Annotated in this window: 11 protein-coding genes and 1 riboswitch; of the genes, 4 read left to right on the forward strand and 7 right to left on the reverse strand. The window is 61.2% G+C overall.

What is annotated here, in order from left to right; all coding sequences use genetic code 11:
• Position 1: 1 nt before the first annotated feature.
• From metE to AC1DXO_RS21105, 4 genes are all read right to left on the reverse strand, one after another.
• Positions 2–2329: a 5-methyltetrahydropteroyltriglutamate--homocysteine S-methyltransferase gene (gene metE / locus AC1DXO_RS21090; protein ID WP_476980163.1), complete on the reverse strand. Its 2328-nt coding sequence runs from the start codon at positions 2327–2329 to the stop codon at positions 2–4.
• 106 nt (positions 2330–2435) lie between these two features.
• A riboswitch (cobalamin riboswitch) is annotated at positions 2436–2661 on the reverse strand.
• A gap of 96 nt (positions 2662–2757) precedes the next feature.
• The gene (locus AC1DXO_RS21095) at positions 2758–3375 is read right to left on the reverse strand and encodes a hypothetical protein (protein WP_476980164.1); all 618 of its coding nucleotides are present in this window, start codon (positions 3373–3375) and stop codon (positions 2758–2760) included.
• A gap of 6 nt (positions 3376–3381) precedes the next feature.
• Positions 3382–4800, reverse strand: a complete 1419-nt coding sequence (locus AC1DXO_RS21100; RefSeq protein ID WP_476980165.1) for a TIGR01777 family oxidoreductase — start codon at positions 4798–4800, stop codon at positions 3382–3384.
• A 2-nt stretch (positions 4801–4802) separates the two neighbouring features.
• Entirely contained in the window at positions 4803–5432 is a 630-nt protein-coding gene (locus AC1DXO_RS21105; protein WP_476980166.1) for a DUF4166 domain-containing protein, read from the reverse strand.
• Positions 5433–5568: 136 nt separating this feature from the next.
• On the opposite strand from AC1DXO_RS21105, the gene AC1DXO_RS21110 reads away from it, so the two are divergent.
• From AC1DXO_RS21110 to AC1DXO_RS21120, 3 genes are all read left to right on the forward strand, one after another.
• On the forward strand, positions 5569–5895 hold the full coding sequence (locus tag AC1DXO_RS21110; RefSeq protein WP_476980167.1) for a metalloregulator ArsR/SmtB family transcription factor: 327 nt from the start codon (positions 5569–5571) through the stop codon (positions 5893–5895).
• Positions 5896–5952: 57 nt separating this feature from the next.
• Positions 5953–8118: an exo-alpha-sialidase gene (locus AC1DXO_RS21115; RefSeq protein ID WP_476980168.1), complete on the forward strand. Its 2166-nt coding sequence runs from the start codon at positions 5953–5955 to the stop codon at positions 8116–8118.
• 130 nt (positions 8119–8248) lie between these two features.
• Positions 8249–9727, forward strand: coding sequence for a tryptophan halogenase family protein (locus AC1DXO_RS21120; protein WP_476980169.1), 1479 nt, complete (start codon positions 8249–8251; stop codon positions 9725–9727).
• Between the two features lie 26 nt (positions 9728–9753).
• Here the strand turns inward: AC1DXO_RS21120 and AC1DXO_RS21125 are convergent, their stop codons facing one another.
• The 3 genes from AC1DXO_RS21125 to AC1DXO_RS21135 are packed head-to-tail and all read right to left on the reverse strand — an operon-like array spanning position 9754 to position 13105.
• A complete protein-coding gene (locus tag AC1DXO_RS21125; RefSeq protein WP_476980170.1) occupies positions 9754–10299 on the reverse strand; it encodes a hypothetical protein in 546 nt (181 codons plus the stop codon).
• A gap of 46 nt (positions 10300–10345) precedes the next feature.
• Entirely contained in the window at positions 10346–11995 is a 1650-nt protein-coding gene (locus AC1DXO_RS21130; RefSeq protein ID WP_476980171.1) for a glycoside hydrolase family 43 protein, read from the reverse strand.
• A 6-nt stretch (positions 11996–12001) separates the two neighbouring features.
• Positions 12002–13105 carry an endo-1,4-beta-xylanase gene (locus AC1DXO_RS21135; protein ID WP_476980172.1) on the reverse strand — a complete coding sequence of 368 codons (1104 nt, stop codon included), beginning with the start codon at positions 13103–13105 and terminating at the stop codon, positions 12002–12004.
• 484 nt (positions 13106–13589) lie between these two features.
• Between AC1DXO_RS21135 and AC1DXO_RS21140 the strand changes: the two genes are divergently transcribed.
• On the forward strand, positions 13590–15998 hold the full coding sequence (locus AC1DXO_RS21140; RefSeq protein WP_476980173.1) for a glycoside hydrolase family 3 N-terminal domain-containing protein: 2409 nt from the start codon (positions 13590–13592) through the stop codon (positions 15996–15998).
• The last annotated feature ends 60 nt before the right edge of the window (positions 15999–16058 follow it).

Here is a 16058-nt window from a genome sequence, read left to right on the forward strand (position 1 = left end):
GCTAGGCGGTGCGCAACGCCCTGGCCGCGGCAACCATGTTGATGATCGCCGGTTTGACCTCCTCCCAATTGCGGGTTTTCAGTCCGCAATCCGGATTGACCCAAAGCTGGGCGTCGTCCAGACGTTCCCGCGCCAGTGCGAGAAGTTCGGTCATCTCGGTCACATCCGGTACACGTGGGCTGTGGATGTCATAGACGCCCGGCCCGATTTCATTCGGATATGTCTTCGACTTGAAGACATCGAGCAATTCCATCTTCGACCGTGACGTTTCGATGGAAATGACGTCAGCATCCATCGCCGCGACGGACTCCATGATGTCGTTGAATTCCGAGTAGCACATATGGGTGTGGATCTGGGTCTGATCCGCCACGCCCGAAGAACACAGGCGGAAAGATTCGACCGACCAATCGAGATAGGACTGCCAGTCGCGGCGGCGCAAGGGCAGGCCTTCGCGCAGTGCGGCCTCGTCGATCTGGATCATCTTTGCGCCGACGGTCTCGAGATCGGCCACCTCGTCGCGGATGGCGAGGGCAATCTGGCGACAGCTTTCCGAACGCGGCTGGTCGTCACGCACAAAAGACCAATTCAGAATTGTCACCGGCCCGGTCAGCATGCCCTTGACCGGTTTATCGGTCAGGGATTGCGCATAATGCCACCATTCGACCGTCATGGCCTTGGGGCGTGACACATCGCCGAACAGGATCGGAGGGCGGACATAACGCGAACCGTAGGACTGCACCCAGCCATGCCCGGTGAAGGCAAAACCCGACAGTTGCTCACCGAAATACTGTACCATGTCGTTTCGCTCGAACTCACCATGCACGAGCACGTCCAGGCCAACCTCTTCCTGCCAGCGGATCGCACGCGCGGTTTCGTGCCTGAGGAATGTGTCATATTGTCCGGCGTCGATCTTGCCCCTGGCAAGGTCAGAGCGGGCCTGGCGCACGTCGGCTGTCTGCGGGAAGGAGCCAATCGTGGTGGTCGGAAATGCCGGCAGATCGAAGCGTGCGCGCTGGGTCGCCGCGCGTTGCGGGAAGATACTGGTGCGCCGGGTGTCGTTGGCTGTGACAGTGGACAGGCGGTGACGGACCGCCCAGTTGTGGACCTTGCTGGAATGGCGGCGTGCGGCGGCCGCCGAACTTGCCGCTCCGAGAGCGTCGCGCGCACTATTGCGCCCTGAAGCCAGCGCCTGCGACAGAGTCGCCAATTCGTCCATCTTTTGCAGTGAGAAGGCGAGCCAGGACCGGACATCACCATCAAGCGATTCTTCCAGGTCGAGATCGATCGGTACATGCAGCATTGAACAGGACGGTGCGATCTGGAAACGATCCCTTCCATGTGCGGCGATGATCGGTTCCAGATGATCGAGGATACGAGCCAGGTCGGCGCGCCATATGTTGCGGCCATCAATCACACCCAGCGACAAAACCAGATTTTCAGACGCGGCATCGAGCACAGTCTTCAATTGGGTTGGCGCACGCACGAGGTCAATATGAAGGCCTGCCACCGGGAGCGACACAGCGGTACCAAGATTCTCCTCGAGCCCGCCAAAATAACTGGAGACCATGAGTTTCAGGCCCGGCACCTTGTGCGCGAACGCAGCATAGGCATGTTTCAGGGCTTCGGTCACCGCGGCATCGCCGTCGAGCACAAGCGCGGGTTCGTCCAACTGTACCCAGTCGGCGCCCGCGTCATGTAAGCGCGTCAGGATATCGACATAGGCCGGAATCAACCGATCGATCAGGGATAAAGGATTGAAATCGTGACCATTGGTCTTGCCGAGCTTCAGGAACGTCACCGGGCCAACCAATACCGGCCGCGTGTGACATCCGAGCGCTTTGGCTTCAAGGAACTCATCGAGCGGTTTGAATGAGGTCAGGCGGAAGGTTTGGTCCTGGGTGAATTCCGGCACCATGAAGTGGTAGTTCGTATCGAACCACTTCGTCATCTCCTGCGCCGGTATGCCGTGACCGTAATGATGGTTATGTCCGTGATCGCAGGCTTCGGCATGTCCTTTTTGCGCGCCGCGTGCCATGGCGAAGTAGGTATCGAGATCGGCCCGGGCGCCATAGATGGCAGGAATGGCCCCGACCATGAAGCTGGTATCGAGCACCTGGTCGTAAAGCGAAAAATCGTTCGATGGAATGATATCGACGCCACGCGCCTTTTGACGCGCCCAGTTGGCGGCACGCAGATCGCTGGCCGTTTGCAACAGGCCAGCCGGGTTGGATTTTCCAGACCAGTAGCTTTCGAGAGCGAATTTCAGTTGACGTTTGGCGCCGATGCGCGGTGTGCCCAGCGTGGCGACAGGAAGTTGAGTTTGTGACACGGTTTTCCCCGTACAAGGCGGGAGAAGAACGACGGGCACACGTCACAGCAACCGCAAGACAGGGTGTCCGCAGGGAATGGCGCATACCCGTGGCCCTCCGCCCGGGATTGATATGAGGTCAATGGCAGGTCTCCTGGCTCACGGGTCAGTGCCCAGGCTCGCCTTCTCGGAAGGTTTCCGTGTCAGGAAACGTCCCAATGGCATGTTGAACCTTGACTCACCGTTTACAGTTGCGGGGGCAGCGCCGGCCTTCCCAGAAATTCTGGGGCACCGGCTTCCCTCTTAGCTGCGCACCCACAAAGGCACGCAGAACCACGACGGACGTAAACTATGTCCGAACAGGCTTGGCGTCAAGCAACATATAAAGATATGTTTATATCGTTATATGATTTTCGTGTTCGCTTCGTCGCGGGAGGGGGGAACCGGCGCTACGCCGGGAGCGTGGTCCAGGCCGCAAGACAGGCGAGCTTTTGTTCTTTTCGCCAGGGCTTGCCGCATGTCGTCCCGAGCCGCTTGAGGTGTGCGTCGATTTCGGCTGGCGTAAGGCCCAGCGCGTCCGACGCGTGGGCCGGAAGCGATTTCTCATCGACTTCCGATATGGCAATTCCTGCCTGACCCAGCGCGAACCTGATGGCGTCGCGCACGGCAAGGCCTTCGGCGACGGGAGGGTGATCGGCAAAGGCCAGGCTATATTCGAGCAGATCGGTCACCCAACCGGCGCGATTGATCAGCAAGGCCGCGATAGACACTTCCTTTCCGGTGGTCTGCAGGCTTTCAACGACGGCATTCAGACCCGCCACGGCCAGGGCGTCCTGCCGCCTGCGGCCTTCGGCGACCACAGCCTTTGCGTTGGCCATGCCACCGCTGGCAGTACGCGCCGTTTCGGCGGCTATGTGATAGGGCTCGAGCGTCAGGCGGTCGCCTTCCTCTGCCGTCGCCAGGAAGGTCGACAGCACAAGGCGCGGTTCGCCCGCCGTTACGGCCACGCCGACGACGACGCTGCCGCCCTTGAGCACTCGAAATCCAAGTGCAATCTTTTCAGGCATCTCGCCTCACATGCGCCCACCCAGCAGGCTATCGAATGCGCCATCAAGGTCAGGATAGCTGAAACTATAACCCGTTTCCAGCGCCCGGGCCGGCACGACCTTCTGGCCGCGCAGCAGGATGGTTTCCGCCATCTCGCCAAGCAGCAGTCTCAGCGCAAAGCCGGGCAGGGGCATGATGGCCGGGCGGTGCATGGCGCGGCCCAGCGCCCGCGTGAAGTCGCGGTTGCGCACAGCCTCCGGCGCCGTGGCGTTCACCGCGCCATCGATCTCGTGATTGATCACATGGGCGAACAGCCCAGCCACATCGTCGATATGAATCCACGACATCCATTGCCGGCCGTGGCCCATCGGCCCGCCGCCGCCGAATTCGAAGGGGAAAAGCATCTGTGCCAAGGCCCCGCCATCGAGCGCGAGAACGACGCCGAGGCGCAGGATGGAGACGGGAACATTCGCCGTCTGCGCCAGGGCTTCCCATTGCCGGCACAGGTCCAGCGCCAGATCGGGCGAACCGGGGGGCGAGTCTTCGGTGAACTCCAGGGTTTCGCTGTGGCCATAGGCGCCGATGGCCGAAGCATTGATCAGCCGCCGCGGCTTTTCCTCGGCTCGGTTGATCCAGGCGACCAGGGCGTGCGTCAGGTCGAGGCGGCTGTCATACAGTTCCTTCTTCTTGCGCCGTGTCCACAGGCCGCTGCTCAGCGACTCGCCGGCCAGGTTGATGATCAGGTCGACGGCGCGCAGGTCTTTCAGGTCGTTGATAACCGTGATGCGGCCGCGGAACTTCGATGCCTTGGCGGCGTCGCGCGTCAGAACCGTCACGTCGTGGCCGTCGTCGATCAGGCCCTGGACCAGGCGCGAGCCAATCAGGCCGGTGCCGCCGGTGATAAGAATGCGCTGGTTCGGACGATCGAGATGCAGCGCTGGCGTGGGCGAAGGGACGCGAAAGCGCCGGGAGCGCAGATAGTCGAACACCGCCCAGCAGGAAACGCCGACGGCGAACAAGGTCATGAGCCACGACCACAGGCCATGTGCCTCGACATGAAATCCTGTCGGCTCAGCCGCCCAACGCAGCAACTCCGGCGCCAGCAGGCAGAGGATGACGCCATAGTTGATGGCCAGGATCGTATGGGTGATGCGCTCGCTGGCCGGTAGTTTGCGGCTGTTGTCCTCGACCACGAAATCCCACAGGGTCAGGCCGATCTCGCCCAGCAACATAGCGGCGAACAGCCACGCCAGCACGCCGCCCCAGGCGAGCCAGCCGAGTGAGGCAAAGATAAGCCCGTAGAAGAAGTTGCGCACGCCATGGATCCACAGTTCCTGCGATGCCGAGGCCTTCCAAGGCAGGCGCTCGGTGAATTCATGGTGATACAGGGTGTCGAAGGCGCCGAGGCAGCCCTGGATCGTCATCATAAGCAGCAGCGCTGTCATGGTTAGCCAACCTTGTGAAAGACGCCGGTCTGGTAAAATGTCCGCCCCAGCCAGGCGTGGTCCATGGCGATGGTGAAGCGGAACTGCCCGCCGCCCAGGTCGGTATGGCTGACATGGGTGCGGCCGGGAGACAGCCAGTGCGGCAAGGGGATCTGCTGGCCTGCGACCTGCCAGAAATAGCGCTGGCTGACGAAATGCAGGGCGCCGTTGCGCGCGAAAACCTTGAGCCGCATACCAAAGCCCAGCCCGACATATTCGCACAACCGGCCTTGCGCATCCTCACGCTTGGCCGACGTGACGACAGACGGCTTGCGGCCGGCAAAGCCATAGCTGCGCCGCCAATAGACGCCGGTCCGATCCGGCCGCTTGGTCAGTTGCACCTGCATGGGGACGTCGCGGCCGCGATGGGCGGTCAGGGGATTGCCGATCAGGCGCGTCACCTGCGCGAACAGCCAGCCGGCTCTGGAGCAATGGACCTTTTCCATCACGCCCTCATAGACAATGGGATGGCCCGGTTCGGGCTCGGTGCCGAAACGTGCTTGGACCGCCGGATGGAGGCGATACCAATCCGTTCCCATCAAGGTCTTCAGCGCGCTGTCCGGTGCGCCGGTGTGCAAAATCTGTGCGTACATGTCTGCCCCGCCGATCTTGACTTTGCGGTCAAGTTGCCTTACATTTAGCTAACTGACTAAACGTTATGCCGCAAGCAACAATTCGTCAATAGGCTAAATAACGAAAGGTTGCCATGCGGTCGAAGGACGCACCCAAATGCGCATGGTAAAAACCTTCGAGGCCCTGGCCTCGGAGCCACGGCTGAAAATCCTGGCCTATCTCAGCCAGACGACCATGACAGCCGGCGAGATCGCCGAACGCTTCGACATGGCCAAACCGTCCCTGTCCAAGCATCTGAGCATTCTGGAAAATGCCGGGCTGATCACCGGCGTGAAGAAGGGCAAGTTCATCCATTACAGCATCGTGTCCGAACATATCTTCAACCAGTTGGACGGGTATCTACAGGAGGTCTGCACCGTACGCGGGCCCCTAAAGCGCGAAAGCGCTCAGAAGGCCCAAAAGAACCACGATGCGGACGCTTGACCCTGCGTTTTGGATGTGAAAAGCGTTCAGCCTGTAAAAATAAGGACGGGTGAGATTATGGGCTGGAAGTCGTTCGCGCTGGCATGCGCCCTGAGTCTGGCCGGGTTTGGCGCCTATGCCGGAGATGCCTATGCCGGAGACGCCTATGCTTGGAAGACCGTGCCGTTCCAGGGCGGCGGCTTCGTCCAGGGCTTCCTGTATCACCCAAAGCAAAAGGACATCCTTTACACGCGGACCGATGTCGGCGGCATGTACCGCTTCGACTTCGCCCATGATCGCTGGATCCCGTTGATGGACGGCTTCGGCCGCGACGACTGGGACTGTTTCGGTGTGCTCAGTTTCGCTGTCGATCCCAATTTCCCCGACCGCGTCTATGCCACCTGTGGGCTGTATCTCAGCGATCGTGTGCCCGACGCCGGGGTATTGCGTTCGGATGATCGTGGGGCGCACTGGCAGAAAACCACACTGAAAGGCGTGAAGCTGGGCGGCAATGCCCTGGGTCGCGGCACAGGTGAGCGGCTGCAGGTCGATCCGCGCAATGGCGATGTCCTCTGGCTGGGCACCAACCAGAACGGCCTGTTGAAGAGCAGCGATCGCGGCGTGAGCTTTACGCGTGTCACGGCCTTCGTGCCGAAGTCGGTGACGACGGTCCTGGTCGATGGCGATGTCGTCTATGCCGGGTCGGGCGAGACCGGTGACGGGTTGTACCTCAGCATAGACGGCGGCCAGACCTTCACGCGCATCGAAGGCGGGCCGCACCTGATTCCGCATCAGATGGCGCTGGATAGTGATGGCGCGCTCTATGTGACCTTTGCCGATGGCCTGGGACCGCATGGCGTCACCGACGGCGCCGTATGGAAGCTAAAAGATGGCGTGTGGAGCGATATTTCTCCCGCCAAACCTTCGAAAGACCTGACGTTTGGCTATTCCGGCCTCGATATCGACCGCCAGCATCCCGGCACCCTGGTGGTGGCCACCTCGGATCGCTATCCGGGACTGGACGACATCTATCTCAGCCATGACGGCGGCGCGACCTGGAAGCCGGTCAAGCCGCAGGCCGAACATCATCCCGAATCCCATCCGTGGCTGACAAGCTATATGAACGGCCATGACGAGGATGGGCCCAACCGCCGTGACATGGGCCACTGGATGGACGCGGTGAAGATCAACCCGTTCAACAGTAATGAGCTGGTTTACGGTACGGGCTATGGTGTGTGGCGGACGCGTAACCTGTCGGCGCTGGACAGCGGCGGCACGGTCGATTTCGCCTTCGCCAACGACAATCTCGAGGAGACGGTGATCCTGGGGCTGGAAGCGCCATCGAAAGGCGCGCGGGTGTTGATGGCGGCCGGCGATGTCGGTGGTGCGGCCTTCACGGACCTGGATCGGACGCCGTCGCACGGATTGTTCACGCCGGAAAGCAAGACCAACCAGAGCATAGCCTTTGCCGCCCTGGCGCCCAAAATTCTGGTGCGCAGCGTCGATTACGAAGAGGCGAGGGGCTTTGTCTCGAACGATGGTGGCGAAAGCTGGAGCGCCCTGCCGTCAGCGCCGCCGCCGATCGCCACCCGCGACTGGAGCAATCATCGCGCCGGCAAGATCGCCATCTCGGCAAGGGGCCACACCCTGGTCTGGGTACCCGAGAGCGAACCGGCTTATTATTCCAGTGATATGGGCAAGACCTGGACTCTGTCGCAAGGCTGGCCGACAGCGGAACGCGGCCAGGAGGTCATTGCCGACAAGGTCAATGACGCGACATTTTTCGCTTTCGATCGCAGGACGAGCCGCATCCTGGTCAGCCGCGACCGCGGCCAGTCGTTTGGTGTGCTGACGGCCGATCTGCCGAAGTTCGAAGGCTGGGGTGGTCAGTTGCGCGCCGTACCGGGCCGCGAGGAAGAGTTATGGCTGGCCTCGCCCGGTGGACTGTACCGCGTCCACGGCGGGAAGCCTCTGGCCATTGCGGGCGTTGATACGGCGTGGCAGGTGACCTTCGGCAAGGCCGGCCGCGGGCACGACTATCCGGCGGTCTTCGTGTGGGGCAAGGTGCACGGCGAAGAAGGATTGTGGCGTTCGGATGATACCGGCGCCACGTGGCTTCGTATCAATGACGACGCTCACCGCTTTGGCCAGATGCGTGCCATCGCCGGAGACCCGAACCGGTATGGGGTGCTATATATCGCACCGGACGGACGCGGCGTGATGGTAGGAACGCCGTCAAAATGATGTCTCGCAAATAGGACCATGACAACCCGATGCTTCCTGCGCTATCCCTTGAGTAATAACAGCTGACTGCCGTCACAGCGCCATCTGGCGGGCAGAGATGCAGACAACGAACAGGTGCAGGAGAGACGTGTTGGAAGGGCAGGTTATTAAACGCGTGGTGATCGCCGGAGGTGGGACCGCAGGCTGGTGCGTCGCCGCAGCATTGAGCAAACTTTTGGGGCCGTTGCTTGATATCACCCTGGTCGAGTCGGCTGAGATCGGCATTGTCGGCGTCGGCGAAGCGACGGTCCCGACCATTTGCGCCTTTCACCGCCATCTCGGTATCGATGAGCGCGATTTCCTGCGCGAGACCCAGGGCGGCATCAAGCTTGGTATCTCTTTCGAGAACTGGGCGCGGTTGGGTGATCGCTATTTCCACTCCTTCGGTGTCATCGGCAAGTCGCCATGGATCGCGCCGTTTCATCACCTGTGGCTGCGCGCCAGGGCCGAGGGCTATGGCGGCGAGTTGCAGGACTATTGTCTCGAACTGCTGGCCGGCGAAGCGGGCAAATTCTATACCGGTGAAAATGCCCCGCTCAACTACGCCTATCATTTCGACACCAATCTTTACGGGCCCTATCTGCGCAAGCTGAGCGAGCGGCACGGCGTCAGGCGCTTCGAAGGCAAGATCAACGCTGTCGAACAGGACGACCTGACAGGCTTTATCACCGCTATCGGCCTGGAATCGGGTGAGCGGATCGAGGGGGACCTGTTTATCGACTGTACCGGGTTCCGCGGTATCCTGATCGAGCAGACTCTCAAGACTGGCTACGAGGACTGGAACCACTGGCTGGCCAATGACAGTGCCTGGGCATGCCAGACAGGCCTGTACGGCCGACTCAATCCCTATACCAGTGCCATCGCCCACGTAGCAGGCTGGCGTTGGGAGATCCCGTTGCAGCACCGTATAGGCAACGGTTTTGTCTTCAGCAGCAAGCATCTGTCGGATGACGAAGCCCATGGCCGGTTCATGGCCGAATTGAAGACGCCGCCGATCACCGAGCCCCTGCTGATCAAGTTCCGCACCGGCCGTCGCAACAAGATCTGGAACAAGAACTGCATTGCGTTTGGCCTGGCCAGCGGATTTATCGAGCCGCTGGAATCGACCAATATTCATCTTATGCAGATTTGCGCGACGCGCCTGGTCCAGATGTTCCCGTTCAGTGGCATCCATGACTCCCAGGTCAACCACTTCAACGAGGCAACCCGCCGCGAGGTCGAGAAGATTCGCGATTTCGTCATCATGCATTACAAACTGACGGAGCGCGACGACACGCAGTTCTGGCGCGACCGCCGCGATATGGAGGTGCCGGAACTTCTGGCCGAACGCATCGACATGTTCCGCAAGTGTGGACATCTCTACAAGGCCGAGGAGGAGCTGTTCAGAATCGATTCCTGGTTGCAGGTCATGCTGGGCCAACGGGTCGAGGCGAAGGGCTACCACCACCTGGGGCATCTCATGCCCAGCGACCAGTTGCGCGGCTCGCTTGCCGGCATGAAGGCCAGCATTGCCGCAGCCGTCACAAAGCTACCGGACTATGAGCCCTTCATCCGGCAATATTGCGCCTGATATCGTCGGTCAGCCCTGTCCGCCCCCTAACCCTGGCCCAAATCGAGCACGAAGCCTGGGCCGAGATAGATCGTTTGTTTGGCAGAGGCGAGGTGGATGACCATCACGGTCGAATTGGCGGCATAGTCCTTGGTGGCGACGGCTTCGATGGGATAGAGCTGCCATTCCGGGCCGACACTGATCGAGGTCTGGCCCAGCTCGGTATAGGGGGCCGAATTGATCTGCAGGCGCAGATTCAGATTGGCCCGGGCGCCGTTTTCGGTCACCGAACGCAGCCAGGCAGCGCCCATGATCTTGTCGCCGGACTTGATCGGCTTGATGATGGCGGTCTGGGCGGCGGCTTCCCACATATTGCCCGAGGCCGAGGTAATCTTGACCTCGATAGCGCGGCCGCCCTGCGCCGCTTTGTCCTTGACGACCTTGTTGGTCTGTGGGCCGTAAATCACCCAGCCGTCTTCCGGCTTGTTGATCAGGTTCTTGCTGATATCGTCTTCGGCAGACGCGACCATGGGAAAGACGACAGGCGCGACAAGCAGGCCGGCGGCCCCGGTGAGAATTTGGCGGCGGTTCATGATAAGCTCCCTGGAATTTCTTATATTTCCGGGCAGCTTACATGATTTACGGGTTTTGGCGATAGGCATAGGGGCCGATGATAGTCCCGACAAAGCCGCCAGCCTTGGCTGTTGACAGATTTGTCACATCGACATTGTCGATCAGGGTGTCGAAATGCGGTCCGTAGCGCACAGACATCTTGCCGCCGTCGATCGTCAGCCTCAGCGCAAGCTTGTCGTCCTGTGGCGCGATAGCCTGAGAGGCCAGCACGACGCCGTCCCGCGGATCATTCGGCCCGGCCCGACGCGTGACTTCCAGCACTTCCCCGCCGTGGCGCATGGCCAGGCCGACGAAGATATAGGCGTCGTCGCTTTGAACCGCGGCCAGGCCGGCACGATCGCCTTCGGCCGCTGGGCGATAGGTAAGCGTGGTGGTGAAGGCTACGGTCGCCTCGGGCTGACGCAGGCCGATAAAGGCCGGATGAGACCTGACATCACCCAAGGCTTCGGACTGCGGCGTCAGCACCCAGGTTGTGGGAGATGGATGAGTGTAAAAAGGCTTCGCCGGTGTGCGGACGCCGACAAAGGCCAGAGGGTTTTCCGACGGGTGAGGCGGTTGTACGTTTTCCTGGGGCAGGCCGGCGACGGCCACCTGCAACGGGATCGGCGTGGCATGGGGCAGGATCACCGGCCAGGCGATGCCGTCGTCGTCCTGCCAGGTAGCCGGCAGTGCGAAGGTCTCGCGACCGGTATTGTAGAGATTGCCGTCATAGGGCCGCGTGGCCAGGAAGACCGACCACCATTGGCCCGTTTGGGTTTGGACCAGTTGGGCGTGGCCGGACGAGGTGACCGGCTGGGGGCGGCCTTCCGGCAGGTCGCGTTGGGTCAGGATCGGGTTGCCACGCCACGGCGTATACGGGCCGAATACGCTGTCGGCGCGGAAGACGACTTCGGAATGGTCCTCGGCCGTGCCGCCTTCCGCTGCGATCAGGTAGTAGTGTCCGTCTTTGCGGAAGATGTGCGGACCCTCGATCCACACCGGCTTTTTCGATATATCGGCGCCGCCGTCGACGATAATACGGCGCGGGCCGGTCAGGGTGTTGCTTGCCGGGTCGAATTGCTGCAGCCACAGGGCGCGGTGACCGCTATACAGGGGCGTACCTTCCGGACCGCCGTTATTGACGATATAGGCCTTGCCGTCGTCGTCCCAGAACAGCGACGGATCGATCCCATCGAACGGAAGCCACACCGGATCGCTCCACGGCCCCTTCGGGTCCTTCGCGGTGATCACGAAGTTGCCCTTGCAGTCGACGCAGGTGTTGAGGATGTAAAACAGGCCGTCGTGATAGCTGATGTCGGGCGCGAAGACGCCGCGCGACGTGTTCAGGCCGGAAAAGTCGAGCATGCCAGGCCGGTCGATGGCATTGCCGATCTGCGTCCAATGGCTGAGATCGGTTGAATGCCACACCGGAATGCCGGGATAGAAGGCGAAGGTGGAATTGACCAGATAATAGTCCGTTCCCACGCGGACGATCGACGGGTCGGGATAGAAGCCGCGCAGGACCGGATTGGCGTAGTGGCCAGTGTCGGAGGCTACGGGACCCGTGGCCGTATAGGTGAAGCCCTCGAACGTTGCGCCCGTCGGTGGCGGTGCAGCCAGGGCGGGGGCGCCGGCAAGTGCTGCCAGGGAGAGAGCGGCGAGCGCGGTTTTCAGCATGATGATCTACCGTGCCGGTGCGGTTTTGAACGCTGCCGCAATGGCGTCATACAAAGGCTTGGGCTTGAAATCGGCATCGAACGGGGTGGGGCGCAGCGGCGCCTTGTCGGCGCGCGGCGTGAAGCCCTGCAGCCAGTTGAGGTGATCGGGCATGCCCCAGAACAGCACGTCCTTGGTCTGGGGATAGCTCAGCATCTGGTCGAGATAGATACGGCCGACGGTAGCGACAATGGCGTCACGCTGACCGATATCGGCGGTCGGAATGCGTTGATCGTCGACATCGAATTCGGTGATCAAAAGGTCGAGGTCGAGACTGACGACATCATCGAGAAAAGTCTTCCACGCATTGACCTGGCCGCCGGTCAGTTCGAAACCGTTGCCGATGTGCGACTGCACGCCCAGGGCGTCGATCGGCACATGGTTGTCGCGGAACCAGTGCAGCAGCTTCAGCACGCCGCCGCGGTGGGTTTCATTGCCGGCTTCCCAGCTCATATAGTCATTATACACCAGTTGCATCTTCGGCAGGTGTTCGCGCGCCGCCTCGAAGGCGATGCGCAGGCTGTCCATGCCGAGGACGCGCGTGAAAACATTGCTGCGCACCTCGCCGGTTTGCGGATCTACAGTTTCGTTGACGACGTCCCACGACGTCAGGCGGTTGCCGTAACGCGTCGTGACGGTGGCGATATAGTCGCGCAGCAGACGCTCGGCCTCGACCTTCGGCTTGCTGCCGAAGTCATACGATTTCAGCCACTTTGGGGTGAATTCGTCGCGCGCCCAGAACAGGTTGTGGCCGCGCATGGCGATCTTGTTGGCCTCGGCAAAACCCAGCAGTTCGTCGGCGGGCGCGAAATTGTAGTCGTGCGCATTGTTGTTATGCGTGACGTACATCTTCAGTTCGTTTTCCATAACCAGGATGTTGCATTCGCGGATCAGCAGATCCTTGACCTTCGGGTCCTGGAAGGCGCCCATGCCGATTGCGTCGCCGAAGCGCAGCCCCTTGGCGGCGGCCAGGTCTTTCAGGGTAGGGGCAGACTGAGCAGCGGCGGGCAGGGCAGAGGCCAGTCCTGCCGCGGTGAGGCCAGCCAATATATCGCGGCGATGAAATGACATGCAGTTACTCCCTGGTAGTGCGGCGGTCCGCATCTGGTATGGCCGGCGATTCGCCGTCATTCTTATCGTGTGAACTCTGAACGCCGCGTTTCTTTCCCGATAATCTTGTCGAAAGCGTGTTACCGCTATCATTGACTCTTTTCTTACGGCGCGAAATCGATTAAGTCAATGCGGGCAGCCGTCTTGTGTGAGGATTAAAAAGTAAGTAAAAACAAACACGTGCAGACAACGGTTCGCGCTATTTGTCGTACAAATGGCGCTTTGATCGCATAATATTGACCCCGTGCGGGACCTGACCAAGCAATTCCTCGTGAAGGGCTAAAGGCCACCGTTTGGATTGCGCTCAAATTGCGCCATAGACGATGTCCATGGCCCTCTTCGCGCCCGAATCCGGGCGGGATATGACAAGACAAGAATACCGGGCGTCCCGCAGCGGCCGCCTGTAAGATAAAAAACGCTAAAACAAAAAAGCAGGGAGATACCCATGACCAAGCCCATCCTGACCCGCCGCCTGTTCGGCGCCTCAACCCTGGCCCTGACCGTCGGCGCCGCTACCGGCGCGGTCGCCAAGAAGACCAAAGCCAAGAAGGCGCCCAAGGAGGTCCTGCCATACAAGGATGCCAGCCTGGGCGTCGATGCGCGTATAGACGACCTGATAGGGCGCATGACGCTGGAGGAAAAGGTCGGCCAGATGCTATGCGTCTGGCAGGCCAAGGGCGCCATCATGACGCAGAGCGGCGATTTCGATCCGGCCAAGGCATCGAGCGTTTATCCCAGCGGCCTGGGCATGATCGCTCGCCCGTCTGACCGGGTCGGCGTCAATGTCGCGACCGGCGCCGGCGATAATGGCGCGGTGCCCAATCGCAACGCCTTCGAGACCGCCACCTATATCAATGCGGCGCAGAAGTGGGCGGTCGAACAGACCCGCCTCGGCATCCCGATGATCATGCACGAAGAGAGCCTGCATGGCTTTGTGTCGCGTGACGCCACCAGCTTCCCGCAGGCGATCGGCCTGGCCTCGACCTTCGATCCGGACATGGCGACGAAGATCTTCAGTGTCGCCGCCCGCGAAATGCGTGCGCGCGGCGCCAACTTCGCCCTGGCGCCCGTCGTCGACGTGGCGCGCGAGCCGCGCTGGGGCCGCATCGAGGAAACCTATGGCGAAGATCCGCACCTGTGCGGCGTGATGGGCAAGGCGGCCGTGCTGGGCTTCCAGGGCGAGACCCTGCCTTTGGCCAAGGACAAGGTGTTCGCCACGCTGAAACACATGACCGGCCACGGCCAGCCCGAAAACGGCACCAATGTCGGCCCGGCCCAGGTATCGGAACGTATATTGCGCGAAGATTTCTTCCCGCCCTTCGAAAAGATCGTCAGGGAAACCAATATCCGCGCCGTCATGCCATCCTACAATGAAATCGACGGCGTGCCGTCGCATGCCAACAAGTGGCTGCTGACCACCATCCTGCGCGGCGAGTGGGGTTTCAAGGGCGTCACGGTCTCCGACTATTTTGCCATCAACGAACTGATCACCCGCCACAAGCTGGTGCCCGATATCACCGAGGCCGCCTATCGCGCCATCAAGGCCGGCGTCGACGTTGAGACCCCGGACAACCAGGCCTATGGCAAGCTGGTCGACCTGGTAAAGGCCGGCCGCGTGTCCGAGGACGAAATCAATGCGCCGGTGCGCCGTATCCTGGAACTGAAGTTCCAGTCCGGCCTGTTTGAAAATCCCTATGTCGACGCCAAGCTGGCCGACAAGCTGACGGCGACACCGGACGCCGTCGCCCTGGCACGCGAGGCCGCGACCCGTTCGGTCGTGCTGCTCAAGAACAACGGCCTGCTGCCGCTTGACGGCAAGAAGGTCGGCAAGGTTCTGGTCCTGGGCACCCACGCCAAGGACACGCCGATCGGCGGTTATTCCGACGTGCCGCGCCATGTCGTGTCAGTGCTGGACGGTGTTACGGCCGAGGGCAAGGCCCAGGGCTTCGACGTCGCCTATTCGGAAGGCGTGCGCATCACCGAAGGCCATATCTGGGGCCAGGACGTGCCAGTCTTCACCAAGCCCGAAGTCAATGCCAAGCTGATCGCGGAGGCCGTCGAAGCCGCCAAATCGGCCGACACCATCATCATGGTCCTGGGCGACAACGAGCAGACCAGCCGCGAAGCCTGGGCGGATAACCATCTCGGTGACCGCGACAGCCTCGACATGGTCGGCCAGCAGAACGACCTGGCTCGCGCGATCTTCGACCTGAAGAAGCCGACCGTGGTCCTGCTGCTCAATGGTCGTCCGCTGTCGGTCAACCTCCTGGTCGAACGCGCCGACGCCCTTATCGAAGGCTGGTACATGGGCCAGGAAACCGGCTGGGCCGCCGCCGACATCCTGTTCGGTCGCGCCAATCCGGGTGGCAAGCTGCCCGTCTCGATTGCCCGCGGCGTCGGCCAGCTGCCCATCTACTACAATTATAAGCCCTCTGCGCGCCGCGGTTACCTGGGTGGCGACACCTCGCCGCTGTTCCCGTTCGGCTTCGGCCTCAGCTACACGACCTTCGATATTTCCGCCCCGAAGCTGGCCAAGGCGACGATCGGCACGAGCGACAGCGTCACGGTCAGTGTCGATGTCACCAATACCGGCACGCGCAAGGGCGACGAGGTCGTGCAGGTCTATATCCGCGACGACATCTCGTCGGTCACCCGTCCGGTCAAGGAACTGAAGCACTTCAAGCGCATCACGCTCAATCCAGGCGAGACGCAGACGGTCAGTTTCGAGATCACGCCGGCCGATCTTCAGTTCTACAACATGGAAATGAAGCGCGTTGTCGAACCGGGGACCTTTACGATATCTTCAGGTGCGAATAGTGTGGATCTGAAGACGGCTGTATTGACCGTAGCCTGAGCATGCGCCGTAAACGTCACCACGTTTCGGTCAAATTGCGCAGCCAGTATGACCGAAGGT

Source organism: Asticcacaulis sp. P2_C5 (assembly GCF_056404555.1).

Bases quoted from the DNA above. Each gene is read 5' to 3' on its own strand.
- AC1DXO_RS21125 (WP_476980170.1), bottom strand. From the start codon at position 10,299: ATGAACCGCCGCCAAATTCTCACCGGGGCCGCCGGCCTGCTTGTCGCG.
- AC1DXO_RS21095 (WP_476980164.1), bottom strand. From the start codon at position 3,375: ATGCCTGAAAAGATTGCACTTGGATTTCGAGTGCTCAAGGGCGGCAGC.
- AC1DXO_RS21130 (WP_476980171.1), bottom strand. From the start codon at position 11,995: ATGCTGAAAACCGCGCTCGCCGCTCTCTCCCTGGCAGCACTTGCCGGC.
- AC1DXO_RS21135 (WP_476980172.1), bottom strand. From the start codon at position 13,105: ATGTCATTTCATCGCCGCGATATATTGGCTGGCCTCACCGCGGCAGGA.
- AC1DXO_RS21115 (WP_476980168.1), top strand. From the start codon at position 5,953: ATGGGCTGGAAGTCGTTCGCGCTGGCATGCGCCCTGAGTCTGGCCGGG.
- AC1DXO_RS21100 (WP_476980165.1), bottom strand. From the start codon at position 4,800: ATGACAGCGCTGCTGCTTATGATGACGATCCAGGGCTGCCTCGGCGCC.
- AC1DXO_RS21105 (WP_476980166.1), bottom strand. From the start codon at position 5,432: ATGTACGCACAGATTTTGCACACCGGCGCACCGGACAGCGCGCTGAAG.
- AC1DXO_RS21140 (WP_476980173.1), top strand. From the start codon at position 13,590: ATGACCAAGCCCATCCTGACCCGCCGCCTGTTCGGCGCCTCAACCCTG.
- AC1DXO_RS21110 (WP_476980167.1), top strand. From the start codon at position 5,569: ATGCGCATGGTAAAAACCTTCGAGGCCCTGGCCTCGGAGCCACGGCTG.